The sequence below is a fragment of the Echinicola arenosa genome, from assembly GCF_014841125.1.
Taxonomy (GTDB): Bacteria; Bacteroidota; Bacteroidia; order Cytophagales; family Cyclobacteriaceae; genus Echinicola; species Echinicola arenosa.
The window spans coordinates 17,302-42,099 of the sequence record NZ_JACYTQ010000004.1; the positions used below are offsets into that span (position 1 = coordinate 17,302).

Consider the following 24,798-nt stretch of genomic DNA (forward strand, 5'->3'; position numbering starts at 1 on the left):
AATGAAAAATCTTATTGTGATATTTGCAGCAGCCCTTATTTCAGGGCTGTTTGCTTCTTGTATTTCTGATCAGGAAACTGCCCAAGAAATATATCAAAAAGATCTTGCTAAAATAGATACTTATTTGGAGCAGACAGACTATCAATTTGTAGATTTCTATCAGGATGAAACAACTGGCATAGTGATTTTGTGGGAGTATCTTTCTTATTCAGGTGTTCTTCCGGAAAAAGATGATAGCTTGCATGTGGATTATACCGGCATGCTATTAGATGAAACTGTTTTTGATACTTCGCTTGAAGCAGTAGCTCGAGAAAATGGCATTTACTCCTCAGAAAGGGATTATGAGCCTTTGGAATACATCTATGGTTACAATAATTTAATTTCTGGGGTGATCTTTGGGCTTTCGAAAATGGAAGAAGGCGATAAGGCAAGGGTGATTATGCCCTCTTATTATGGTTATGGTAATTCAGAGATTTCTAGTCGGATACCAGCCAATTCAGTATTGATCTTTGATTTAGATCTAAAGGAAATTGATAAAGACTAGTACAACTTTAAAGTAATATGAAGCAGTATATTTTTGGGATATTAGGTTTGATGTTGATAGCAGGGATGATTTCTTGTGAGCCCAATAATCCTTATGATTTAGGTCCGGTTTATGACGTGGCGGGGAATTTGGAGAAAGACAGTGTGAAGATTGCTGAATACTTGGAAACTGCTGAATACGATAGTCTGTACAGGATCCATGACCCTAGTGGAGTGGTAATTATTGTACAGGAGGAAGGAGCTGGCTCAAGACCTTTTAATGGTAATTTGGTTTATACCAATTTTGTAGGCAAGTTAACTGATGGGACTGTTTTTGATACCAATATTCAGTCTGTAGCGGAGGAAAATGGCCTGCATGAGGAAGGGGATGAGTACAATCCTTTTCCGTTCTATGTGGTTAGCGCTTCTAATTCAACTTCTTCTGGAGCTATTTATGGCTTCAGCTTGGGTTTCAAAAGGCTTAGAAGTGGATCCAAAGGAGTAATCATTATTCCTTCCCCTTATGCATACAGGGACGTAGATCGCGAAAAAATTCCTGCCAATTCCGTATTGGTGTTCGAGGTGGATTTTCTTGGAATGGATTGATCAGTCAAGTCAGATATAATTTTAATAAGAGCTCAATCTACGATGAGCTCTTTTTTTATTTAAGCTTAAGTTGATTTCGAAATGATTGAAAAAGCAAAGGCGATCCCATATGGGATCGCCTTTGCTTTCTTATGAAGTTATTTTCCTTCTTATCCTTTCACACTGTAGTTTGGAGCTTCCCTTGTGATGCTGATGTCATGTGGGTGGGATTCATGAACACCTGCAGCGGTTATTTTTACAAACTTTCCATTTTTCTGAAGGTCAATAACAGTTTGCGTGCCACAGTAGCCCATACCTGCTTGAAGTCCACCTACCAGTTGATACAGTACCTCTGATACTAGGCCTTTAAAAGCTACTCTTCCCACGATACCTTCTGGTACCAGTTTTTTGATATTGTCTTCCGCATCTTGGAAGTAGCGGTCTTTGGACCCTGATTCCATAGCTTCCAAAGAGCCCATGCCACGATACGTTTTGAATTTTCTGCCTTGATAGATGATCATTTCTCCAGGAGCCTCTTCTGTTCCAGCGAGTAATGAACCGATCATAATAGAACTTGCACCTGCAGCAACTGCTTTCACCAAATCTCCTGAATAGCGAATTCCTCCATCGGCGATAACTGGTACCCCAGTGTTTTCAAGTGCCTTGGCACATTCAAAAACAGCTGATAGCTGTGGAACTCCAACTCCGGCGATCACCCTAGTGGTACAGATACTACCAGGCCCAACACCTACTTTCACTGCATCTGCACCTGCTTCAGCTAGCGCTTTGGCAGCTTCAGGAGTGGCAATATTTCCTACAATAACTTCAAGGTCAGGGAAAGTTTCTTTAATTTTTTTACAGGTATCGATTACTCCTTTAGAGTGGCCATGAGCTGTATCGATCGAGACAACGTCAACTCCAGCATCTTTCAATGCCTGCACCCTATCTACAATATCTGCAGTTACACCCACAGCTGCTCCTACTCTCAGTCTGCCATATTCATCTTTACAAGCATTAGGCTTGTCTTTTCTTTTAAGGATATCCTTATAAGTGATCAAGCCAGTTAACTTATTGTCCTCGTCTATGATAGGAAGTTTTTCGATTTTATGCTCTTGAAGGATTTCTTCTGCTTGTTCCAAAGTGATTCCTGCTTTGGCAGTGATCAGGTTGGCAGAAGTCATGATTTCCTTTACTGGTCTTTGTTGGTCTTTGATAAACCTCAAGTCCCTGTTGGTGATGATGCCCATTAGACTTCTGTCTTTATCCACGACAGGAATACCTCCAATATGGAATTCCCTCATAATGGCTTCCGCATCTTTTACTTTGGCGTCAATTTGAAGGGTGATAGGATCCAGGATCATTCCACTTTGGGAACGTTTTACTTTCCTTACTTGAGCTGCTTGCTGCTCAATGGTCATATTTTTATGGATAAAGCCTAAGCCACCTTCCAAAGCAATGGCAATGGCCAATTCTGCTTCGGTAACGGTATCCATAGCCGCAGAAACCAACGGAATGTTTAGCCTGATTTTTTTAGTAAGTTGAGTGGAAGTGTCGGTGTCGCGTGGGAGTACTTCTGAGTATCCAGGCACCAAAAGCACGTCGTCATAGGTGAGTGCTTCGAAGAGGAATTTATCGGTATTTAGATTCATGGCAAACTTGGTTAAGGAACCCTATTTGCCCGTCAAAGATACAAACAAATTTGAATGTGAATCAACGATAGTTGAAAAATAATTTAAATTTTCGGCTAAAAAATAAGTCCTGAAGGAATATTCTTTGGAAAGTAAACAGGGAAGTTGTAGGTGTGTAAACTAGGGAAATGCTCGATATTGAAAGTCATTTCCCTAGCATGCCAAATTTACTTTCGTTGAAGCTTGGCGATGTAAAATCCATCAAAACCACTTTCATGAGCCAAAACTTTTTGATCTTCAAGTAGTTTGAAGTTTTGACCTTTGTCACTTTGAAGGAATTGCTCTACTTGCATTTGATTTTCTGTTGGCAAAATACTACAAGTAGCGTAGATCATTACTCCCCCAGATTTGACCATTGAGCTGTAACCTTGTAGGATGTCTTGTTGGATTAGCCGTACATTTGAAATGGATTCTGGGCTAAGTTTCCACTTGGTATCAGGGTTTCTTCTTAAAACACCCATGCCAGAACAAGGAACGTCCAATAGTAATCTATCAGCGGAATTCGCCAATCTTTTAATCGTTTTGCTGCCTTCAATCGTCTTGGTTTCAATGATGCTAATGCCGTTTCTCCTCGCTCTTAGTTTGGTGTTTTTGAGTTTCCACTCTTCTACATCCATCGAGAGGATTTTACCTTTGTTTTGCATTAGTGCGGCCAGGTGTAAGGATTTGCCTCCAGCTCCCGCGCATGCATCGATTACCCGCATTCCTGGTTGAGCGTCCAAAGCATCGGCTACCAATTGGGAAGAGGCGTCCTGCACTTCGAAGAGTCCTTCCTTAAAAGCGGGGTTTCTGAATATATTTTGTCTTTTCGCAAGGACCAGGGCATCCCGATATCCTTTGGGTGCAAACGTTTCGATATTTTCTTCTTTAAGGCGATTGGCTAAATCCTCGCGGGTTATTTTTAAAGAATTGGCTCTGATGACTACTTGGGCTTGCTCGTTGAGTGCATTGATTTCATCATCCCATTTATCACCCAACAATTCGGAGCCCATTTCGTCCATCCAATCAGGAATGGACTGTAGTACTGCTCTACTAGAAATTGCTTCGTAGCGCTGCTTTACTTTGTCGACATCTATGCCCTCAAATTCCCTCCAAGGTGGCACTTCGTTCCCCTGCATTAACCAATAAGTGGCAAAAAGATGGAACAAGTCATCTGTAGGACTGACCTCATTGATCAAACGCCACCATCTGACCATTTCATAGGCAGATTCAGCGATAAATCCTCTGTCCCTTGAGCCCCATTTAGGATTGGATTTCAGCGTTCTTTCTATCACCTTGTCAGCATATTGCTGATTGTTGAAAATTTCGTCTATGGCATTGACAACTCCGTATACGGTATTGGAATGAAGCCTCATGTGTGTTAAATTGATTTGAATCTGCAAAGATAGGGAAATTAAAAGCAAGGCTGGGGAAAGCAGCCAGAAAGATACAAGGCTTTCAAAGTTTAATGGGCTATTCAGACCAACTCATGGGGTAGTTTTTGTCCACAAATCTCAAAGCATCTTGGGTAAGGTAAAGCGATTTGAAAGTATCCAACATGACAGCTGTTTCCTCTGTTTTTTTCTTTCCAATGCTTTTTTCAACGGTTCCGGGATGCGGTCCATGGGGTAAACCTCCCATATGCAGGGTGAATGAGCCTCTATTGATACCTTTTCTGCTCATAAACTCTCCATCCACATAATATAATACCTCGTCAGAATCTATATTGGAATGATTATAAGGTGCAGGAATGGATAAAGGATGATAGTCAAACAGCCTAGGGACAAAGGAACAAATGACAAAGCCGGTTGACTGAAATGTTTGGTGGACTGGTGGTGGCTGATGGATCCTTCCCGTGATGGGTTCAAAATCATGGATGGAAAGGGCATAAGGGAATAAGTATCCGTCCCAGCCAACTATATCTAAGGGGCTGTGTTCGTAAGTATATTGATGTAATTGCTCCTGTTTTTTGATTTGAACTAGGTAGTCGCCTTTTTCTTTTTCTATTTGTAACTTGTCTGGAACTCTGATATCCCTTTCACAGTAAGGGGAGTGCTCGAGGAGCTGGCCTACTTCATTCCTATATCTTCTGACGGTTTCGATTGGGCTGGCCGATTCAATCACCAGTAACTTTACCTTACCTTTCTTCCATTCAAACTTATAAATGGTAGTTCTTGGTATCACAACATAATCACCTGGTTTTACCTGCAAGCGGCCAAATTGTGAAAGCAAAGTGCCATTCCCTTCATGGATAAATATTACTTCGTCTCCATCTGCATTTTTGAAGAAATAATCCATTTTTCGATCTTCGGGAATACAGATCCCCATCATTACATCACTGTTTTTTAGAAGTATTTTTCTGGCGTGAAGGTAGTCTTTGCCGGTGGTGCTTATATCAGAAGTGTTGAGGTGTGTTTGTTTTAACCCATATTCTTTTGCAATCTCCCAGTCAAAGGCCTTGGGTTTACCAATGGATTTCACTTGATTAGGGTTATGGATATGGTACAAAATGGAATAGATTCCCGAAAAACCTTTTGAACTTACCAGTTCTTCCTTGTACAAGCTTCCGTCAGCTTGCTTAAATTGGGTATGTCTTTTAGGCGGAATGTTGCCTAGTTTATGATAAAATGCCATTCTGTTTTTGGGTTTATATGCCATACAATTTAATAAATTATATGGCATAATCGAATGACTGTGAAACTATCTTGTTGGAAAGGCTAGGAAGGCTTAAGCAAAAATACTAATACTCTCTTCTTCAAAATGCGTGACTACTTTTTCTTGTCGATTAGGTATTTGTTGCTTGCCTGCTATTTCTCTAAATATAAGCTGGAGGCTCTGGCGAATGCCGCGGTCTACTGCTTTAAAGTTTTGGCCTTTGCTTAGCTGCTTTACTCCCGGGATTATTCTATGAGTTGTTTCCAATTTTTGCAAATACTTTACAATAGTCTCTCCAAGTAATTCTGATGTTTTGATGTCAATGGAGGTTTCTGAATCATCTTTGTTTAGGGCAGGGTAAACTTCCGCCAACAAATTTCCAGTGTCTACTCCTTTGTTAATGTGATGAAGACAGCCTCCAATATAATCGTAGTCTTTATGAAATAGCGGCCAAAATAAGGTGTCATTACCCCTGTATTTGGGTGAGATTCCGTAATGGACATTCACGGAGGCGATTGATGGTATGTTGATTACATCCTCCTTGAGTAATGGAGCTCTGCAAGTAATCAATAGGTCTGGGGATAGTCGCTTTAAGAAATTTATTCCTTCTTCAGAATTTATTTTTTGAGCCTCAAAGGGAATGCGGTTGACTATTTCCGGTAATTTTTTATTGCTATAAAGTGCTTTTTTTAGCTTTCCATACCTTGCCTTGATAAGGCCTCTTCTAAGTAGTCCTTTCCAATTTCTTCTTTTTTTGTTTTTGGAAAAAGTAGGTTGCAATACCACTGCCCTAGGGTAATGGAGGAGAATTTTCTCCAATACAAGCATTTCTCTTGCTTTGCATTCACTGATGATAACTATCTTCATACACTGTAAAAATTGACATGATAATATAAAGTCCAACTGACTTTTGCAGCGGATTAAAGTCGGAAATATTTGGGTTTTAGAAATTCAATTAGTTAAATATAATTATTTTTAATATCAAAAAAATGTTATTTGATGATAAATAAAGCCTTTTCGTAATAAACGCAGGATTTAATTAAAATGTTTCCGGCGACTTAATAGTTTTTACCAGTGGTGATTTCTTACTGTCATTGGTTGTCAAGTGGGCTGTCAATTTGACACAGAAAATGGATTGGAACGAGCCTTGATATGATGGAAATAGTTAAATCGAAAAACATTCAAAATCTATATAATTATGCAGGAGAAAGGTACAATCTCGATCCATACCGAGAACATATTTCCGATCATTAAGAAGTTTCTGTACTCAGATAATGAGATTTTTTTGAGAGAGTTGGTTTCCAATGCAGTGGATGCTACTCAGAAGATCAAAAGATTGGCGCAGCTTGGACAGTATTCAGGAGAGCTGGGAGATATTACCGTAGAGGTTAGCTTTGACAAGGAGAAGAAGACCATCACCATAGCTGACAAAGGGCTTGGTATGACGGCTGAAGAGATCAAAAAATACATCAACCAAATTGCGTTTTCCGGCGCGACTGAGTTCGTGGAGAAATTCAAGGATGCCAAAGATGCCAATGAGATCATCGGTAAATTTGGATTAGGCTTTTACTCAGCCTTTATGGTGGCCCATCGTGTTGACATTCACTCCTTGTCTTATCAAGAAGGAGCTGAGCCTGCCAAATGGACATGTGATGGAAGTACCTCATTTGAAATTTCTGCTGGGGATCGAACTGAAAGAGGTACAGAGATAACGCTCCACATCAATGAGGAGTCTGAGGAATTTTTGGACAAGTGGAAGCTACAGGAAATTCTAGACAAGTATTGTAAGTTTTTGCCGGTTCCTATCAAGTTTGAGACCAAGACGGAAAGTGTAGAAGATGGTAAAGATGATGAAGGTAAGACGAAGTACAAATCTGTAGAGGTTGATAATATTATCAATACCACTGAGCCAATTTGGACGAAGTCTCCAAGTGATTTAAAAGATGAGGATTACTTGTCTTTCTATAAGGAACTATATCCAATGAGTGAAGATCCACTTTTCTGGATTCACCTAAATGTGGATTATCCATTTAACCTGACAGGAGTGCTTTATTTTCCTAAGGTCAAGAACGAATTTGAGCTGCAGAGGAACAAGATCAAGCTATTTTCTCGTCAGGTATTCATTACTGACGAAGTAAAGGATATTGTGCCTGAATTTCTGATGTTGTTACATGGGGTAATTGATTCTCCTGATATTCCATTGAACGTATCCAGAAGCTTTTTGCAAGCGGATGGTAATGTGAAGAAAATCAATAGCTACATCACCAAAAAAGTGGCGGACAAGCTGGCTGAACTGTTTAAGAAAGACAGAACATCTTATGAATCCAAATGGAGTGATATAGGGCTATTTGTCAAGTATGGAATGATCAGTGAAGATAAATTCTACGACAAAGGGAAAGATTTTGCTTTACTGACCAATACCAAAGGAGAGCATTTTACTATTGCTGAATATCAGGAGAAGGTAAAGGCTAATCAAACCGATAAGGATGGTCAGGCTATTTTCTTGTACAGCACAGATGCTGAGAAGCAGGATGCCTTTATTCAGTCAGCTAACAAGAAGGACTATGATGTATTGGTTTTGGATTCACCTATAGATAGTCACTTTATCAATAATTTGGAACAGAAGCTAGAGAAAACATCCTTGAAGCGTGTGGATGCAGATGTAGTGGATAAGTTGATCAAAAAAGATGATGCTACCGCAAACGTGCTTACAGAAGATCAAAGTAAGGCGGTCAAGGAGATTTTTGAAAAAGCCATTGGTAACCAAAGCTATTCGGTCGAGGTGGAAGGGCTAAGTCCTGATGAACTTCCTGTCACCATTACGATGGAGGAATTTATGCGGAGAATGAAGGACATGGCGCAGACTGGTGGCGGAATGGGCTTTTATGGTGCCATGCCTGATAGCTATAAAGTGGCCATTAATGGTAATCACAAGGTGATCGATAAGATCCTTAAGGCAGAGGGTGAAGAAACGCAAGCAAAGCTAGCCAAGCAAGCTTTTGATTTGGCGATGCTTTCACAAGGAATGCTTTCTGGTAAAGATCTGACTGAGTTTGTGAAGAGAAGTGTGGATATGATTTAATCTATGGAATCATAGCTGAAAGCCTCCATGGATGTACTTCTATGGAGGTTTTTCTTTGCTAATGAATTTCTTACTGAAAAAGATTTCATGAAAAAAAATCAGAAATGGGGTGGTTTCAGGAATTATTTTATTTTTGTAAGATGTTATCCAAAAAAACCAAATATGCTTTCCATGCTTTGACCTATCTTGGAAAGCATAAAGAAGAAGGGTCCGTGTTGATACAGGATATTGCTACCGAACACGGTATATCGCATAAGTTTCTGGAAAATATTTTGCTGGAATTAAAAAAGGCAGGTTTTCTTGGAAGTAAAAAAGGAAAAGGTGGAGGTTATTATCTCATCAAAGAGCCTAAGGATATCCCATTGTCAAGAATTATCAGGCTTTTAGATGGACCGATAGCTTTGTTGCCTTGTGTCAGTTTGAACTACTATGAAGCTTGTGAAGAATGTAAAGATCAAGTAAAGTGCGGGTTAAATAAAGTGATGATTCAAGTGAGAGATGAGACACTTAATATACTGGAAAACAAGACGTTATCTGATATACTGGATAAGGAGTAAAAAAATTTTCCTACAAACCCTACTTTTTTTATAGGTTTTATATACTTTTGTATTTCAACAAATTATAAAACCTATGATTTTTGATCAATCAATCAAAAAATGGTTTGAAGATGAAGAGGGAAAAGACAGTAACATCAAAAGCGTGGTGAAGTCTATTTCCTGGAGATTGGTGGGAACCATTGACACTATGGTTATTTCTTATATCATAACCGGTCAAATAAAAACCGCCCTGTCAATAGGCTCGATAGAAGTAGTAAGTAAAATGGTACTTTATTATTTCCATGAAAGAGCTTGGGCTAAAATCTCAAACAGATAAATAATTGAAGATGAAGAAGAACCTTTTAAAAGACTTGTCTATACGTGTTGATAATCTTCCCATAGCTGAGGGTATTGCCCAGTTGTGTGAGTTGTTTCCAGGTAAAGTGGTGTTTTCCACTTCTCTTGGGCAGGAAGATCAGGTGATTACCGAAATCATCGCGAAAAATAACCTTCCGGTAAAGATATTTACATTAGATACCGGAAGACTTTTTTATGAAACGTATGACCTTCTTTCAAGGACTGAAAGTAAATACAAAATCAAAATCAAGCCTTACTACCCCAACACCACTTCTGTAGAGAAGTTGGTCATTGAGAATGGTATCAATGGCTTTTATGAGTCTACTGAGAATCGGAAAAGCTGCTGTTATGTCCGCAAGGTGGAGCCATTGAAGAGAGCCCTTGCTGGTAACAGCATCTGGATCACTGGTTTGAGAGCTGAGCAAAGTGAAAACAGAAGTGAGATGAGAAAGCTTGAATGGGATCAAGGTAATCAAATCATGAAGTTTAACCCCCTATTGGATTGGAGCATGGATGATATGCTGCAATACATCAATGACAATAAAATACCCTATAACCCACTTCATGACAAGGGTTTCATCAGCATTGGCTGTGCCCCTTGTACCCGGGCGATCGAGCCTGGAGAGGACCCACGTGCCGGCAGATGGTGGTGGGAAAGTTCAAAAAAAGAATGTGGTTTACATATAAAATAGATTTTAAGCATGAAGAATATATTTGTTCCAAATCCTAAAGAAGCCGAATCCATTCAGATTATCAGAGAAGTGGCTGCACAGTTCGAAAGACCTGTATTGTTGTTTTCTGGAGGTAAGGACTCGATCACCCTTGTAAGATTGGCTCAAAAAGCTTTTTATCCTGCAAAAATTCCTTTCCCTTTGTTGCATGTGGACACGGGACATAACTTTCCGGAAACCATCCGATTCAGAGATCAGTTGGTAGAGGAATTGGGACTGGAATTGATCGTTCGGAATGTACAAGATGCCATTGATCAAGGGAAAGTACAGGAAGAGAAAGGTCGCTATTCCAGTAGAAATTCACTTCAGACTACCACGTTGTTAGATGCTATTGAAGAGTTCAAGTTTGATGCTTGTATCGGTGGGGCAAGGAGAGATGAGGAAAAGGCGAGGGCTAAAGAGCGCGTTTTTTCCGTTCGAGATGATTTTGGGCAGTGGGATGAGAAAAACCAAAGACCAGAGCTTTTTGACATGTTAAATGGAAAGGTTCATCAGGGTCAGAATGTAAGGGCTTTCCCTATTTCCAACTGGACTGAGTTGGATGTGTGGGAATATATTAAGACAGAAAATATCCAGATTCCTTCCATCTATTTCGCACACAGGAGAGAGACTTTTGTGAGAGATGGTATGATCTGGACAGCGTCTGAACATGTTTATCGTGAGGAGCATGAAGAGGTGGAAGAAAGAATGGTTCGATTTAGAACGGTAGGGGATATGACCTGTACTGCAGCAGTGCTTTCAGAAGCGGAAACCTTGGAGGAGGTAGTGGATGAAATCAGGGCCAGTACGATCTCTGAACGTGGAGCAAGAATTGATGATAAACGCTCTGAAGCAGCGATGGAGAGCAGGAAGAAAGTGGGATATTTCTAGAATGACCAACGCTTGAACTCAGCGGCATTTCATTTAACGTTGACCCTTTTGCCACATTTCAAATTCCCTAAAAAGAAAACAATGAGTACTGAAAATAGAAAACTGATTAATATAGCTACAGCTGGTAGTGTGGATGATGGAAAGAGCACACTTATCGGTAGACTGCTTTATGATACCAAATCCTTGACAACAGATAAACTGGAAGCTATTGAGCGGAACAGTAAGCAAAAAGGATTTGATTATCTTGATTTTTCCTTGGCTACTGATGGATTGGTGGCTGAGAGGGAGCAAGGCATTACCATTGATGTAGCGCATATTTACTTCAATACCCAAAAGACAAATTACATCATCGCGGATACCCCAGGTCACGTGGAGTATACCAGAAATATGGTTACTGGAGCCTCTACTTCGCAAGTGGCTATAATCCTGATTGATGCCAGAAAAGGTGTGATAGAGCAAACTTACCGTCACTTTTTTATCAATAACCTACTTCGTGTAGGCCATGTCATTGTGGCAATTAACAAAATGGATTTGGTGGACTTTGACCAACAGGTTTTTGAAGATATCAAGGCGGATTTTGAAGGACTGATAGAAAAGAGTGATTACAATGATGACCAGGTGACATTTATTCCTGTAAGTGCACTTCATGGAGATAATATCGCTACCGGATCAGATAAAATGGATTGGTATCAAGGACCTTCCTTGTTGGATTATCTGGAAGATTTAGAGATTGACGAGTTAGAAGACCACAGTGCAGCGCGTTTTTCCGTACAATATGTAGTAAGGCCAAAGACAGATGCCCATCATGATTTCAGGGGATTTGCGGGTAAGCTTTACGGAGGAAATATTGCTGTTGGAGATGAGGTAACTGTTTTGCCAACATTTACCACAACTAAAGTCAAAGCCATTCATTTCTTTGATCAGGAGTTTGATGAAGCAGTGCCTGGAAGCTCCATTACGATTACTTTGGAAGACGAAGTAAATGTAAGCAGAGGGGACATGTTGGTAAAATCCAGCGAACTTCCGAAATCAGAAAAGCAACTATCCGCTACCATTTGTCAGGTGAACAGTAAACCTTTGAAAATTGGTGCAAAATATATTCTTCAACATGGCGTGAACCAAGTTTTAGCCAAAGTGGACAGCATAGAGGGCTTGGTACACACAGATTTCTCCGGAGGAGAAGCAGCGGATCAGTTGAAGTTAAATGATATCGGTAAAGTGAATTTTAGGTTGAGTAAGCCTATTCACTTTGACCCTTACAAAGAAAGCAAGTCTAACGGAAGCTTTATTTTGATCGATGAAAGTTCCTATGATACGACCAGTGTAGGGTTCATCCAGTAGAAAGATCCAGAGGACAAGTAAATGTCTCTTGAGATCATTCAACAACAACCAAAACACAACAACCACTATGCAAAGTTTTAGAACAGAAATTGAAAATCCACTCGTGGAAAAAGATATTATCGAACTAGAAAAGAAGATTGCACTTTTCAAGGACGGTAAGATAGATGAAGAAAAATTCAGAAGCCTAAGACTGGCAAGAGGCGTTTATGGCCAGCGTCAGCAAGGTGTGCAGATGATTCGGATCAAATTGCCATATGGTAAGGTGACAGGCAAGCAGCTGCATAGAATCTGTAAGGTATCCGATGAATATTCCACGGGAAGATTACACATCACCACGCGTCAAGATATCCAAATCCATTACGTAAGCCTTGACCGCACACCGGAACTATGGGCCGAATTGGAGAAGGATGATGTGACCTTGAGGGAAGCTTGTGGTAATACGGTTAGGAATGTAACCGCTTCAGAAACTGCAGGCGTAGATCCTAAGGAAGCGTTTGACGTAACACCTTACGCAGATGCCACATTCCGCTACATGTTGAGAAACCCAATTTCTCAAGAGATGGGAAGAAAGTTCAAAATGGCCTTTTCTTCCAGTGAGGAGGATACTGCTTTGACCTATCTTCATGACTTGGGTTTTATCCCAAAGATCAAAACCGTCAATGGTGAAGAAGTAAGAGGCTTTAAGGTAATGCTTGGAGGTGGTCTTGGTTCTCAACCAAGAAATGCAGACATCATCACTGATTTTCTAGAAACTGATCAATTAATTCCTTTTATCGAAGGCGTAGTAAGGATCTTTGACCGTCATGGAGAAAGAGCCAAAAGGATGAAAGCGAGAATGAAATTCCTTATCAAGGAAATTGGTGTGGAAGCATTCTTACAACTAGTGGAGGAGGAGCAAAAAGCACTTCAGTTCCAATCATATCCGATTGATTATAAAAGCTATGAGGAGAAACAACAATTGCCAAATCCTGAAATTCCAAGTGTAACTGCGCCTCAGGGCGAAGCCTATGAGAGATGGTTGAAAACTAACGTGATTCCTCAGAAGCAAGCAGGTTATGTGTCTATTGGTATCAAAGTTCATTTGGGAGATTTTTATACAGATAAAGCTAGAAAGCTAGCGGATTTGGTCAGCAAATATGCCAACGACGAGATTCGTTTGACGCTGCGACAAAATATCCTGATCAGGGATGTAAAAGAAGAAGCCCTGCCATTCTTCTATCAGCAATTGGAGGAATTGGATTTTGTGGCCTATGGCTACAATACACTTGCTGACCTGACTGCCTGCCCAGGTACGGATACTTGTAATTTGGGAATCGCTAGCAGCACAGGGGCTGCTCACATTTTGGAAGAGGTGATCTTCAAGGAATATCCTCAGCACTTGTTCAATAAGGATTTGACCATCAAGATTTCAGGTTGTATGAATGCATGTGGTCAGCATAATATGGCGTCTATTGGATTCCAGGGTATGTCCATAAAAGTGGGCAAATCAGTGATCCCAGCATTGCAGGTGCTTTTGGGTGGTGCTACTTTAGGTGATGGTGAAGGAAGATTTGCGGATAAAGTTATCAAAATCCCAAGTAAAAGAGCTCCCCAAGCACTGAGGGTTATTTTGGATGATTATGATAAGAATGCAGCAAGCGGAGAGGCATTTGTAGATTACTATGACCGTCAAGGACAGATGTATTTCTATGAAAATCTCAAGCCTTTGGCCAGTACAGAGGATGTGGTAGATGCAGATTTCATTGATTGGGGTAATGAACAGCCTTATGTGAAAGCCGTTGGCGTAGGAGAATGTGCCGGTGTAGTGATTGATTTGGTGGCAACTTTACTCTTAGAAGCGCGTGAGAAACTGGCCAATGCTGAAGATAGTATCAATGACCAGAAGTGGTCTGATAGTATCTATCATACCTATGCCACTTTGGTAAATACGGCAAAAGCTATTTTGGTTTCTGAAGGTAAGAAAACCAATTCCTATGCAGATATTGTCAACCAATTTGATGAGACATTTGTCGCGACAGGCAAGATAGATTTGGGAAGTAGTTTCGCGGATGTAGTTTATGAAATCCAAAGAAATGAGCCTACAGAGGAGTTTGCCAAAGCCTATTATAAAAAAGCAGAAAAAGTATATCATTTGATCAGTGATTTCAGAGCGAAGGAGGTAGAAGCATGACAGGTGGAGTCAAGCCAAAACTTACGCTTGTAGGTGCTGGTCCTGGTGATCCAGAATTGATTACCTTGAAAGGGATTTTAGCACTGGGCAAGGCAGATGTGGTATTGTATGATGCCTTGGTGGATAAATCTTTATTAAAGCATGCCACAGAAAATGCCATTAAAGTTTTTGTGGGCAAACGTCATGGGAGCAAAATGAATCCTCAAGAGGAAACCAACAAGTTGATTGTTGAATATGCTCTTAAATATGGGCATGTTGTTCGGTTAAAAGGAGGTGATCCATTTGTCTTTGGGCGTGGAGCTGAAGAAATAGACTATGTTCAACAGTTTGGGATAGAAACAGAAGTAGTTCCAGGGATAACTTCCAGTGTGGCAGTTCCTGCTTTACAAGGAATCCCCGTTACCAAGAGAGGCGTCTCGGAGAGTTTTTGGGTGATTACGGGGACCACTTCATCGGGACAGCTATCCAGAGACATCAAGATTGCTGCCCAATCCACCGCGACAGTTGTGATTTTGATGGGTACTAGAAAGCTTAGGGAAATTGTCGATGAATTTAGCCTAAATGGGAAAGAAGACACGCCTATTGCTTTGATTCAAAATGGAACGACAGATGCTGAAAGAATTGTAGCAGGCTACATCTGTAATATAGAAGAAAAAGTACATAGTTCTGGGATTGGAGCTCCAGCTGTTATCATAGTTGGGGATGTTGTGCGAGAAAGTCCTAAATTGATGGAAATTTATAGAGAAGCCATTCGTGTGTGATGCCGTGCATCCTCACTACAGATGTCAGGATAAACACGTGTCCTGACATTATTTTAACCACTAAATAGCATATAAAAATGAACGAACTTTACCCTGTGTTCCTTAAAGTGGCGCAACTGAATACGCTGATTGTAGGAGCGGGAAATGTTGGATTAGAGAAATTGTCTTTCTTGCTAAAGTCAAGTCCCAATGCGCAAGTAACGATCGTGGCTAAAGAGATTTCTCCGGAAATCAAAAAGATTGCAGATCAGAGTGATGCGATTGCCTTGGTAGAAGACAGTTATAAGGAGAAATATTTGAATGGAAGGCATATTGTGATCGGTGCTACTGATGACAAGGATGTGAACAAACAGATTCATTTGGATGCCAAGGCAAGAAACCTTTTAGTGAACATTGCCGATACCCCAGCGCTTTGTGACTTTTATTTGGGAGGAATTGTAACTAAAGGTAATGTCAAGATAGCCATCAGTACCAATGGCAAATCACCAACAACTGCGAAAAGATTAAGGCAGCTTTTGGAGGAAATCATTCCTGAGGATATTAATGAAATGGTGGAGAACATTCATTTGTACAGGGATACTCTAAAAGGTGATTTTGAATATAAAGTGGAAGCTTTGAATAAACTGACCAAAGAGTTATTGGTGAAAAACTAAGACAAAAGTCAGAGAGATTTTAAATATGCGGTTGATTTAATTTGAAAATGCAGGTGGCGGTCTACCTGCTTTTTTTATCTAGAGGCAAAAGTTTACAAATATTAATTTTTTTATTTATGCGGAATGGACTTTTTGTTGCATCCTTCCCAAATTTTAATTTTTAATTAATATAAATTTACGCTTTAATTTATTTCTATAGCGATTTAATATGTTATAAATTTAATTTTTCCAATTATTAATATTGTTTTATTTTTTGGAGAGTGACATTTCTAAAAGGACCACTGATTTACTGTTAATTTTTACTTAAGGATTTAAAATTCAATTAAAGAATTGATAATTGAGTAATTCATTCATGTGCTATTCAGATTTCTAATTTTGCGATCAAATACTCCCAAGATATCTTTTTAACTGCTGTCAAATAGCTGGATTTCAATTATTTATATTCAATAGTCTCACGCAAACGTAATAACGTATGAAACAGGTTTTTACAATTTTAATTTTACTCTTGATGAGCTGTCCCTTTATAGCTATGGGACAGGATCAGGTAAAAGGTCAAATCACGGATGTATCCGGACTTGGGCTACCTGGTGTCACGGTAATGATCAAAGGAACTACCACAGGTACTGTGGCGGATTTTGATGGTAACTATACCATTAATGCTGCTGGAAATGATGTGTTACAGTTTAGCTTTATTGGTTTTGCCGCTCAAGAAGTAGCCGTTAACGGACGTTCCGTAATCAATGTTGTATTAGAAGAAGACCAGCAGAGTCTTGATGAGGTAGTGGTAACCGCTATCGGGATTAAGCAGCAAAAGAAGAAATTGGGTTATGCCACTCAGGAAGTAAACACTGATGTTTTGGGTGAAGCTAGGACCATGAATTTGGGAAATGCCCTTTCTGGTCAGGTAGCTGGTTTGACCGTAAACAACCCAACTGGTATTTTCCAGTCCCCTTCATTTAAGTTGAGAGGTAAGACTCCTTTGATCGTATTGGACGGGATTCCCGTGGAAACAGATTTCTTTGATATCTCTCCAGAGGATATTGAAGGAATCAACGTGCTAAAAGGTGGAGCTGCTTCAGCCCTATATGGTGCAAGAGGAAAAAATGGTGCGATTTTGATTACCAGAAAAAATGCAGCCAAAGAAGGTTTGACAGTTACCGCTACAACTAGTAACATGGTTACGGCTGGTTTTACCGTTTTTCCAGAGACCCAAACCCAATACGGAAATGGATCCAATGGGAAATATGAATTTTGGGATGGTGCTGATGGTGGTATTTCAGATGGTGATATGATCTGGGGCCCTAAGTTTGAGCCAGGTGTAGAAATCGCACAATGGAACAGCCCAATCAGGGATAAGCAGACTGGTGAGGTAATAGAATGGTATGGCAATGTAGCAGGAACTGTTTATGATGATAAGTCTAGGTATGAGCGTGTACCAATTGCTTGGGAAAGACATGACAACCTGAAGGATTTCCTCAATACAGGTGTAGTAAGCAAAAATGATTTCTCTATTGCCTATCAAGGTGATAAATCAAGATTTTACCTTTCTGGAAATTACTCTTACCAGAGCGGTCAAGTCCCAAATACTTCTCTTAACACAGGTGGCTTGAATTTTAATAGCTCCACTGAATTAACAGATAAACTTCAGTTGGATGCTTCCTTGAGCTACAACAAGGTTTATTCGCCTAATTATCCTCGTTACGGATACGGCCCTAAGAATCACATGTATACCATCTTAATTTGGATGGGAGATGATGTCAATGGGCAAGACCTAAAAGACCATATGTATGTGCCTGGTTTGGAAGGCTATCGTCAGGCAAACTACAACTATGCTTGGTATAACAATGTGTACTTTGCAGCATACGAGCTAAACCAAAAGCACAATAGAAATACCTTGGATGGTAAGATGAAATTAAAGTACCAAATTACTCCAGATCTATATGTTCAAGGTAGGATTTCGGCTAGGGAAAAGCGATTGTTCGAAGATATGCAAAGTCCAAAATCTTATATGAACTATGGAGATTCCAGAAACGGTGATTATAAGATGTGGAATGACAACCAGCTGAATTTGGATACTGATTTCTTGGCTTCTTACACCAAGTCTCTTAATGAAAATGTTGGCTTGACGGTGAATGCGGGCGCTTCAAGTTTTTATAGAACTTACCAGCAAGAATATGCATCCTCGGACGGTTTGATTGTGCCTTGGGTATATAGTTTAAGTAATACCCAAGGACCGGTTCAAGCGAGTAACTACTTTGAAGAAAAAGCGATCCGAAGTGCTTATGGTTCAGCTAACTTGGATTTATGGAATTCGATTTTCCTGAACTTCTCAGCTAGAAATGACTGGTCTTCTACCCTTCCGACAAGTACAAACTCCTACTTCTACCCTTCTGCATCAGTGAGTGCCATGCTTTCTGAATTTATCAAAATGCCAAAAGCAATTGATTACTTGAAAGTATATGGATCATGGTCTCAGGTGTCCAGCGATTTAAGTCCATACAGTATTTATGCAGCCTATAATAAAGGAGTAACTTATGGCTCTACTCCTTCTGTTTATTATCCTTCAGGTTTGGTGAATTCTGAGATCATGCCAGAAAAATCGACTTCGTTTGAAGCTGGTTTCTCCACCTCATTTGTCCAGAAACGATTGACTTTTGAAGGTACTTATTATAGAATTTTGGATGAAAATCAGATTATTGACTTGAATGTATCAGAAGCTTCAGGCTTCAACTCCAGAAAAGTAAATGGAAACGAGTATACCACACATGGTTTTGAAGCCATGGTAAACTTTGCCGCCATTGACCACAATAAATTTTCTTGGGATATTGGAATGAACTGGACAAGGTACGTGAAAAAAATCACCGACATCTATGGGGACAATGAAAAATTCGGTAACCTCAAAGTAGGTGATCGTGCTGATGCCTATTATGCTACAGTTTGGCAGAAAAGTGCAGACGGACAGGTAATCCTAGATGCCAATACAGGCCTTCCAACAAGAGATCCCTATCCTACTAAAATTGGTCACTTGGACCCTTCTTGGAGACTGGGAATCCAAAATAGATTCAAAGTTGGAGACTTCAGGGTGGATATGGATGTTGATGGTGCTTGGGGAGGTTTGATCCGTTCTTTGACTATTGAAAAAATGTGGTGGGGTGGAAAGCATCCAAACTCTGTTCTCTACAGAGATGAGGAATATGCTGCAGGACAGCCTGTTTATGTACCGGATGGTGTAGTGGTGACTGGAGGTGAATTGGTAAGGGATGTAGATGGAAATGTGATCTCCGATACACGTGAATACACCCAAAACACTACAGCAGTGAGTTGGCAGACTTGGTCTCAGATCTACCCTTATCGTGCCCAAGTTACTGAAGACGAAAGTGAACTTTTCGCCAATGTATATGATAGGTCATACTTTAAGTTAAGAAGACTTTCTGTGACGTATGACTTGATGAATATCATGACTTCACAAAAGATCAAGAAGTTGGATCTATCAGTCTATGGTTACAACCTTGCTGTATGGAAGAAACTTCCTTTGCTCGATCCTGACTATGGTAATGATGATAACCTTCAGGATCCATCCTCTAGATATATTGGTTTCACGCTTCGAGCCATGTTTTAATTGATTTTCTAGCCTAAGAAAAAAGGAATAAAGATGAAAAATATATTAGGTATTCTATTATTAGTAGTTGGGTTGGCCTCTTGTCAGAACCTAGAGGAGATGAACATCAATCCCAACTTGCCTACAGAAACACACCCGCAGCTTTTGCTGACCAATATCGAATGGGATGCATTTAGGGCTTACCGCGGCACTTCTCCTTTGTATGCATTAAAAATGTTGGTGCAGACTGATGGGGAAAATGCCAACCAATATTATAAGTGGGACAGAGGTAGTTATGGTGACTATGGTGTACTCAGAAATATCACCAAGATGATAGAGGAAGGAGAGAGAATCAATGACCCTTCTTATGTGGCTTTGGGTAAATTCTTTAGAGCTTATTATTTCTATAACCTGACGTTGACCTTTGGTGATGTTCCATATTCATCTGCTCTTCAAGGTGAAATTGCTGAAAACTATTCTCCAGCGTACGATGACCAGAAAACGGTTTTTGAAGGAATATTGACTGAGTTAAAAGATGCCAATGCTATTCTGGAAGCTAGTAATAACATTATAGCCGGTGATGTTATTTACGGTGGTGATATGTTGAGCTGGAGAAAGTTGATCAACGCTTTCAGGTTGAAAGTATTGCAAACACTGTCTGAGAAGGAAGGTGAGATTAACTTAAGTGAATTTGCTTCCATCTACCAGAATCAACCCTTGATGGAGAATGTGGAAGAAAGCGGCCAGTTGGTTTTCTTGGATCAGCAAAGCAACCGTTATCCGACCTTTAACAGTAGTGGGTTTAGTTCTGGAATGTATATGGATTCCACTTTCGTCCAAAGGTTGCAAGAGAGAGAAGACCCAAGATTATTTATCTATTGTACGCAAACAAAATCAGCTAAGGAAGCTGGTAAAGCCATTGATGATTTCAGTGCTTATGAGGGCGGAGATCCAGCAGCTCCATATGCTGAGGTAAATGAAAAAGCTACCCAAGGAAATGTTTCCAAAGTTAATGATCGCTACCATAGAGATCCTGTAAATGAGCCATACATGCTTTTAGGTTATTCTGAACAGCAGTTGATCTTGGCAGAGGCAGCAGTGAAAGGGTGGATTTCAGCAGACCCGCAAGCATTATATGAGTCTTCGGTAAAAGCTTCTTTTAAGTTTTATGAGATGTATTCTGAGAACTATGGTTCTTACGTGACAGAAGAGGCAGCAAATACCTATTTGGCCAAGCCGATCAATAATTTTGCTACAGCGATGAGTGAGGAAGAGCAGGTTCAGTTGATCATTATGCAGAAGTATTTGCAGTCTTTCTTCCAGTTGGGATGGACCTCATTCTATGATCATCACAGGACAGGTGGCTATCCTAGCTTCAGAAGACCAGCAGGGGTAGACATCCCTTACAGATGGATTTACCCTCAGTCAGAATACAATTATAATGCTGAGAATGTAACTGCAGCGATTACCAGACAGTTTGGAGAAGGTAATGACCAAATTGATGAAATGACTTGGTGGCTGGAGTAACAACTACTTGACCCAATATAAAATAGTGGAATTGTTGCCGTTTAAACCGGCAATGTTCCACTATTTTTATTTAATATCGGAAGCCATTTGGAGTTGAATTATTTTAAGAGATTGGAAGTATATAGAAAATATGAAGGATTCAAGAAGAGACTTTCTTAAGAAAGCAGCACTTTTAACTGGAGGAGCAGGCATTTGGAGTGTTTTGCCAGCATCAATAGAAAAAGCCATGGCGATTTCACCTGACTCTGGCACTACTTTTTACAATGCAGAGCACGTCGTGCTTTTGATGCAGGAAAACAGGTCTTTTGACCATTGCTTTGGAACTCTCAAAGGGGTTAGGGGCTATAACGATCCTCGGGCCATTTCCTTGCCAGATAAGAACCCTGTCTGGTTGCAGCCAGATAAAAATGGCAATCGCTTTGCCCCATTTAGATTTGATATCAAAGACACCAAAGCCACATGGATGAGGGATATTCCCCACTCTTGGGAAAACCAGGTGGATGCCCGCAATGAAGGTAAATATAATGGCTGGATAGAAGCCAAAAGATCCGGCCGAAAGGAATTTAGGGATGTACCCATGACCATGGGGTATTACAGTCGAGAGGATATTCCATTTTATTATGCCTTGGCAGATGCATTTACAGTTTGTGATCAGCATTTCTGCGCTTCTTTGACGGGTACCACAACTAACAGAAATTATTTTTGGACAGGAAAAACGCACGCTAATGGTGAAAAAGCAAAAGTAAGAAATGGAGAAATGGGCTATCGAGAAGAAGTTAACTGGACTACATTTCCAGAGAGATTGGAGGATAACGGCATTTCTTGGAAAGTTTATCAAAATGAGGTGAGCGTGGGTTCAGATGTAGAGGACAGTTCATTATTGGCTAATTTTACAGATAATAACCTGGAGTGGTTTACCCAGTTTGGCGTTCGCTTTACTCCTGGCCATTATGATTACCTGAAGAAAAGGCAAAAAGCCCTTCCTAAAGAGCTAATGGAATTGGAGAGGGAATTGAAAAATCCGGAAGCCAACCAAGAGGAACTCCAGAAAAAGATTGCAGAGAAAAAGGAGGACATTATTCAGCTAAAAACCTATTTGGCCAAATGGAATCCAAAACAGTTTAAGAAGCTAACCGCAAGAGAGCAAAGTCTGCATCAGAAGGCATTTACAACCAATATAGGCGATCCTAATTACCATAAAGTAGAAACTTTGGCTTACATCGATAATGGGGAATCCAGAGAAACCAAAATACCTAAGGGAGATATTCTCCATCAGTTCAGAAGGGATGTGCAGGAAGGTAAATTGCCTGCAGTCTCTTGGGTTGTGGCACCGCAGAAATTTTCTGATCATCCAAGTGCTCCTTGGTACGGCGCATGGTATGTCTCGGAAGTGATGGATATTTTAACTCAAAATCCTGAGGTTTGGAAGAAGACCATTTTCATTTTAAACTATGATGAAAATGACGGTTATTTTGATCATGTTCCTCCTTTTGTAGCTCCAAATCCCAATGATCCTGACGACGGAAAGGTTTCGTCTGGCCTCGATGTAACCGGCGAATTTGTAAACAAAGAAGAGGAGTTGAAGGTTGGTTTTAAAGAACGAGATGCCAGAACCAGTCCAGTGGGCTTAGGGTACAGGGTACCTTTAGTGATTGCTTCTCCATGGAGCAGAGGAGGTTGGGTAAACTCACAAGTTTGTGATATTACTTCTACCATCAAATTCATGGAAAAATGGTTGTTCCATAAGACAGGAAAAAATATTCATGAGCCTAATATCAGTGCTTGGAGAAGAGAAATAAGTGGTGATTTGACTTCTGCATTTCGACCTTATAATGGTGAGGAGATTGATTTACCGGAATGGGTAGATCGTAATCAGCATGTTCAGCAGATTTATAATGCGCAGTTCAAAGAATTGCCAACCAACTTTAAGGCCCTTTCTGCGGATGAGGCCAAAGATATTGGTTTGAACCCTATGAGTTCAAATGTCCTTCCCCAGCAAGAACCAGGTACCAAGCCTTCGAATGCATTAAAGTATGAGTTGTATGCCGATGGTCATGTCAGTGCTAACGGAAAATATTTTACAGTCAAGTTCAAGGCTGGCCAAGATATTTTTGGTGAAGAAGCTTATGGCGCACCATTTAATGTGTATGCACCTGGCAATTATTGGAATAAGGAGAAATCGATTTTCGAACCGGTGAAAACCTGGGCTTTTGCGGTCAAATCAGGAGATGAGTTGGAGTATCAATGGCCATTAGAGGCCTTTGAAGATGAGCAATATCATTTGAGGGTATATGGGCCGAATGGATATTTTAGGGAATTTATGGGCAATGCCCAGGGGCCAAGGGTTGAGGTCAGTACCGAACCAATAAAGAAGAAAGGTGACTTTACCAACAGTCTGAAAATTACCATTTCTAATTCCAGTAATTTACAGGCAGTGAATTTACGCTTGGCCGATGATACATATCAGCAATTGGAGAAGACGTTTACCGTTCAGTCTGGTTCCTCAGAAAACTTCACTTTGGATGTGAGCAAGAATCATGGCTGGTATGACTTTAAGTTGCAATCTCCTGGGGTAGAAAATTTTGAAGTACGTTATGCTGGAAGGTTGGAAATTGGGAAAGACAGTATTTCTGATCCGTTTATGGGAAGAGAAATATAGATTTGGGTAATAGGAATTATTATTGAGTAGTGAGGATGAGGTGTTTGTCAAAGCACTCCACACGCACTACTCAATACTTACTACTTCAAGTGAGCAAAATTCCCTACATTTGGATAAAATTTTAGAAAATGGCAAACAGTATTATTTATTCAAAGGATGCACCAGCTCCTATTGGTCCTTATAGCCAAGCAGTGAAAGCTGGAAATACACTTTTCGTTTCGGGTCAGATAGCATTGGATTCCGAAAGTGGTGAGTTGATCAATGAAAACATTACGGAAGAAACCCATGCTGTAATGAAAAATTTGGATGCAATTTTGACAGAAGCAGGATATAGTTTTGGTGATGTCGTAAAATGTTCTATTTTTATTAAAAACATGGATGATTTCGGGACCATTAACGAAGCTTATGGTCAATACTTCAAGTCTAACCCACCTGCTAGGGAGACTGTGGAGGTAAGCAGATTACCTAAAGATGTACAGGTAGAAATTTCCTGCATCGCAATAAAAGCCTAATTAGCCTGTGGAGGCAGGATTAAATGGTCAAGTACTTGCCCCATCATACTGAAGTGTTGGTTTCCTCGATGACTTGCGAGGAAGTCATCACTCGTCTATATCATGTCACTCAGGAAGTGGATTACCTGTCCCATCCCTCTAGTCAATCTGACAATGAACAACTTTTCAATGGCAAGGTGGAAGAAACTACTTTTAGGCTTTCCAAAGTAGTTACTCGTGCCGACAGTTTTTTACCATTGATCAAGGGGAATATTGAGCCTACCCGAACTGGCTGTATCATATTTTTGGACTATAGCCTTTTTCCAGGATCTGCATTTTTTATGATCTTTTGGTCGGTAATAACATTGGCCATGGGGATATTTTTCTTTTTTGCAGCAGGTCAGCCTGTTTTTGGAATTGTGAGTTTAGCGGTAGGAGTTGGAAATGTACTCTTTGCGTGGTCTCATTTCAAGCGTAAAGTCAAGCAGTCCCAGCAAATTTTTCATGAAATGTTAAGTCTTCAAAAAAACCGTTGATTTTAAAGGACAAAATTACCCTTCATTTATGGATTGTGCCCCTCAGGTAGTAATTTA

At 40.2% G+C, this 24,798-nt stretch carries 20 protein-coding genes; 16 read left to right on the plus strand and 4 right to left on the minus strand.

Annotated elements, in window-relative coordinates:
- The first annotated feature begins 1 nt into the window (after nt 1).
- Nucleotides 2-544, plus strand: a complete 543-nt coding sequence (locus IFO69_RS12365; RefSeq protein WP_192010432.1) for an FKBP-type peptidyl-prolyl cis-trans isomerase — start codon at nt 2-4, stop codon at nt 542-544.
- Between the two features lie 17 nt (nt 545-561).
- On the plus strand, nt 562-1,128 hold the full coding sequence (locus IFO69_RS12370) for an FKBP-type peptidyl-prolyl cis-trans isomerase (RefSeq protein WP_192010433.1): 567 nt from the start codon (nt 562-564) through the stop codon (nt 1,126-1,128).
- 149 nt (nt 1,129-1,277) lie between these two features.
- Here the strand turns inward: IFO69_RS12370 and guaB are convergent, their stop codons facing one another.
- The 4 genes from guaB to IFO69_RS12390 form a co-directional block, all read right to left on the minus strand.
- Nucleotides 1,278-2,756, minus strand: coding sequence for an IMP dehydrogenase (guaB, locus tag IFO69_RS12375; RefSeq protein ID WP_192010434.1), 1,479 nt, complete (start codon nt 2,754-2,756; stop codon nt 1,278-1,280).
- 206 nt (nt 2,757-2,962) lie between these two features.
- Entirely contained in the window at nt 2,963-4,150 is a 1,188-nt protein-coding gene (locus tag IFO69_RS12380) for an RsmB/NOP family class I SAM-dependent RNA methyltransferase (RefSeq protein ID WP_192010435.1), read from the minus strand.
- A gap of 97 nt (nt 4,151-4,247) precedes the next feature.
- Entirely contained in the window at nt 4,248-5,408 is a 1,161-nt protein-coding gene (locus tag IFO69_RS12385; protein ID WP_192010436.1) for a homogentisate 1,2-dioxygenase, read from the minus strand.
- 93 nt (nt 5,409-5,501) lie between these two features.
- Nucleotides 5,502-6,296, minus strand: a complete 795-nt coding sequence (locus IFO69_RS12390; RefSeq protein ID WP_192010437.1) for a formyl transferase — start codon at nt 6,294-6,296, stop codon at nt 5,502-5,504.
- A gap of 331 nt (nt 6,297-6,627) precedes the next feature.
- On the opposite strand from IFO69_RS12390, the gene htpG reads away from it, so the two are divergent.
- From htpG to IFO69_RS12460, 14 genes are all read left to right on the plus strand, one after another.
- Entirely contained in the window at nt 6,628-8,511 is a 1,884-nt protein-coding gene (htpG, locus tag IFO69_RS12395) for a molecular chaperone HtpG (RefSeq protein ID WP_192010438.1), read from the plus strand.
- A gap of 140 nt (nt 8,512-8,651) precedes the next feature.
- Nucleotides 8,652-9,068, plus strand: coding sequence for an RrF2 family transcriptional regulator (locus IFO69_RS12400; protein ID WP_192010439.1), 417 nt, complete (start codon nt 8,652-8,654; stop codon nt 9,066-9,068).
- Between the two features lie 73 nt (nt 9,069-9,141).
- Nucleotides 9,142-9,384: a DUF2061 domain-containing protein gene (locus tag IFO69_RS12405; protein WP_192010440.1), complete on the plus strand. Its 243-nt coding sequence runs from the start codon at nt 9,142-9,144 to the stop codon at nt 9,382-9,384.
- Between the two features lie 10 nt (nt 9,385-9,394).
- Nucleotides 9,395-10,096: a phosphoadenylyl-sulfate reductase gene (locus IFO69_RS12410; protein WP_192010441.1), complete on the plus strand. Its 702-nt coding sequence runs from the start codon at nt 9,395-9,397 to the stop codon at nt 10,094-10,096.
- 9 nt (nt 10,097-10,105) lie between these two features.
- Nucleotides 10,106-11,005 carry a sulfate adenylyltransferase subunit CysD gene (gene cysD, locus IFO69_RS12415; RefSeq protein WP_192010442.1) on the plus strand — a complete coding sequence of 300 codons (900 nt, stop codon included), beginning with the start codon at nt 10,106-10,108 and terminating at the stop codon, nt 11,003-11,005.
- Nucleotides 11,006-11,086: 81 nt separating this feature from the next.
- Complete coding sequence (locus IFO69_RS12420) at nt 11,087-12,346, plus strand: sulfate adenylyltransferase subunit 1 (RefSeq protein WP_192010443.1); 1,260 nt, start codon at nt 11,087-11,089, stop codon at nt 12,344-12,346.
- A 67-nt stretch (nt 12,347-12,413) separates the two neighbouring features.
- Nucleotides 12,414-14,516 (plus strand): HEPN domain-containing protein, encoded by a 2,103-nt coding sequence (locus tag IFO69_RS12425; protein ID WP_192010444.1) that lies wholly within the window; start codon nt 12,414-12,416, stop codon nt 14,514-14,516.
- Nucleotides 14,513-15,277 (plus strand): uroporphyrinogen-III C-methyltransferase, encoded by a 765-nt coding sequence (gene cobA, locus IFO69_RS12430; RefSeq protein ID WP_192010445.1) that lies wholly within the window; start codon nt 14,513-14,515, stop codon nt 15,275-15,277. Before IFO69_RS12425 ends, cobA begins: the two co-directional genes overlap by 4 nt.
- A 77-nt stretch (nt 15,278-15,354) precedes the next feature.
- Nucleotides 15,355-15,930: a precorrin-2 dehydrogenase/sirohydrochlorin ferrochelatase family protein gene (locus IFO69_RS12435; RefSeq protein ID WP_192010446.1), complete on the plus strand. Its 576-nt coding sequence runs from the start codon at nt 15,355-15,357 to the stop codon at nt 15,928-15,930.
- Between the two features lie 472 nt (nt 15,931-16,402).
- Nucleotides 16,403-19,549, plus strand: a complete 3,147-nt coding sequence (locus tag IFO69_RS12440; protein ID WP_192010447.1) for a SusC/RagA family TonB-linked outer membrane protein — start codon at nt 16,403-16,405, stop codon at nt 19,547-19,549.
- A gap of 33 nt (nt 19,550-19,582) precedes the next feature.
- Nucleotides 19,583-21,055, plus strand: coding sequence for a SusD/RagB family nutrient-binding outer membrane lipoprotein (locus IFO69_RS12445; RefSeq protein ID WP_192010448.1), 1,473 nt, complete (start codon nt 19,583-19,585; stop codon nt 21,053-21,055).
- 130 nt (nt 21,056-21,185) lie between these two features.
- The gene (locus IFO69_RS12450) at nt 21,186-23,714 is read left to right on the plus strand and encodes a phosphocholine-specific phospholipase C (RefSeq protein WP_192010449.1); all 2,529 of its coding nucleotides are present in this window, start codon (nt 21,186-21,188) and stop codon (nt 23,712-23,714) included.
- Between the two features lie 128 nt (nt 23,715-23,842).
- Nucleotides 23,843-24,226, plus strand: coding sequence for a RidA family protein (locus IFO69_RS12455; RefSeq protein ID WP_192010450.1), 384 nt, complete (start codon nt 23,843-23,845; stop codon nt 24,224-24,226).
- A gap of 23 nt (nt 24,227-24,249) precedes the next feature.
- Nucleotides 24,250-24,741: a hypothetical protein gene (locus IFO69_RS12460; protein ID WP_192010451.1), complete on the plus strand. Its 492-nt coding sequence runs from the start codon at nt 24,250-24,252 to the stop codon at nt 24,739-24,741.
- The last annotated feature ends 57 nt before the right edge of the window (nt 24,742-24,798 follow it).

Bases quoted from the DNA above. Each gene is read 5' to 3' on its own strand.
- IFO69_RS12365 (WP_192010432.1), top strand. From the start codon at position 2: ATGAAAAATCTTATTGTGATATTTGCAGCAGCCCTTATTTCAGGGCTG.
- IFO69_RS12370 (WP_192010433.1), top strand. From the start codon at position 562: ATGAAGCAGTATATTTTTGGGATATTAGGTTTGATGTTGATAGCAGGG.
- guaB (WP_192010434.1), bottom strand. From the start codon at position 2,756: ATGAATCTAAATACCGATAAATTCCTCTTCGAAGCACTCACCTATGAC.
- IFO69_RS12380 (WP_192010435.1), bottom strand. From the start codon at position 4,150: ATGAGGCTTCATTCCAATACCGTATACGGAGTTGTCAATGCCATAGAC.
- IFO69_RS12385 (WP_192010436.1), bottom strand. From the start codon at position 5,408: ATGGCATTTTATCATAAACTAGGCAACATTCCGCCTAAAAGACATACC.
- IFO69_RS12390 (WP_192010437.1), bottom strand. From the start codon at position 6,296: ATGAAGATAGTTATCATCAGTGAATGCAAAGCAAGAGAAATGCTTGTA.
- htpG (WP_192010438.1), top strand. From the start codon at position 6,628: ATGCAGGAGAAAGGTACAATCTCGATCCATACCGAGAACATATTTCCG.
- IFO69_RS12400 (WP_192010439.1), top strand. From the start codon at position 8,652: ATGTTATCCAAAAAAACCAAATATGCTTTCCATGCTTTGACCTATCTT.
- IFO69_RS12405 (WP_192010440.1), top strand. From the start codon at position 9,142: ATGATTTTTGATCAATCAATCAAAAAATGGTTTGAAGATGAAGAGGGA.
- IFO69_RS12410 (WP_192010441.1), top strand. From the start codon at position 9,395: ATGAAGAAGAACCTTTTAAAAGACTTGTCTATACGTGTTGATAATCTT.
- cysD (WP_192010442.1), top strand. From the start codon at position 10,106: ATGAAGAATATATTTGTTCCAAATCCTAAAGAAGCCGAATCCATTCAG.
- IFO69_RS12420 (WP_192010443.1), top strand. From the start codon at position 11,087: ATGAGTACTGAAAATAGAAAACTGATTAATATAGCTACAGCTGGTAGT.
- IFO69_RS12425 (WP_192010444.1), top strand. From the start codon at position 12,414: ATGCAAAGTTTTAGAACAGAAATTGAAAATCCACTCGTGGAAAAAGAT.
- cobA (WP_192010445.1), top strand. From the start codon at position 14,513: ATGACAGGTGGAGTCAAGCCAAAACTTACGCTTGTAGGTGCTGGTCCT.
- IFO69_RS12435 (WP_192010446.1), top strand. From the start codon at position 15,355: ATGAACGAACTTTACCCTGTGTTCCTTAAAGTGGCGCAACTGAATACG.
- IFO69_RS12440 (WP_192010447.1), top strand. From the start codon at position 16,403: ATGAAACAGGTTTTTACAATTTTAATTTTACTCTTGATGAGCTGTCCC.
- IFO69_RS12445 (WP_192010448.1), top strand. From the start codon at position 19,583: ATGAAAAATATATTAGGTATTCTATTATTAGTAGTTGGGTTGGCCTCT.
- IFO69_RS12450 (WP_192010449.1), top strand. From the start codon at position 21,186: ATGAAGGATTCAAGAAGAGACTTTCTTAAGAAAGCAGCACTTTTAACT.
- IFO69_RS12455 (WP_192010450.1), top strand. From the start codon at position 23,843: ATGGCAAACAGTATTATTTATTCAAAGGATGCACCAGCTCCTATTGGT.
- IFO69_RS12460 (WP_192010451.1), top strand. From the start codon at position 24,250: ATGGTCAAGTACTTGCCCCATCATACTGAAGTGTTGGTTTCCTCGATG.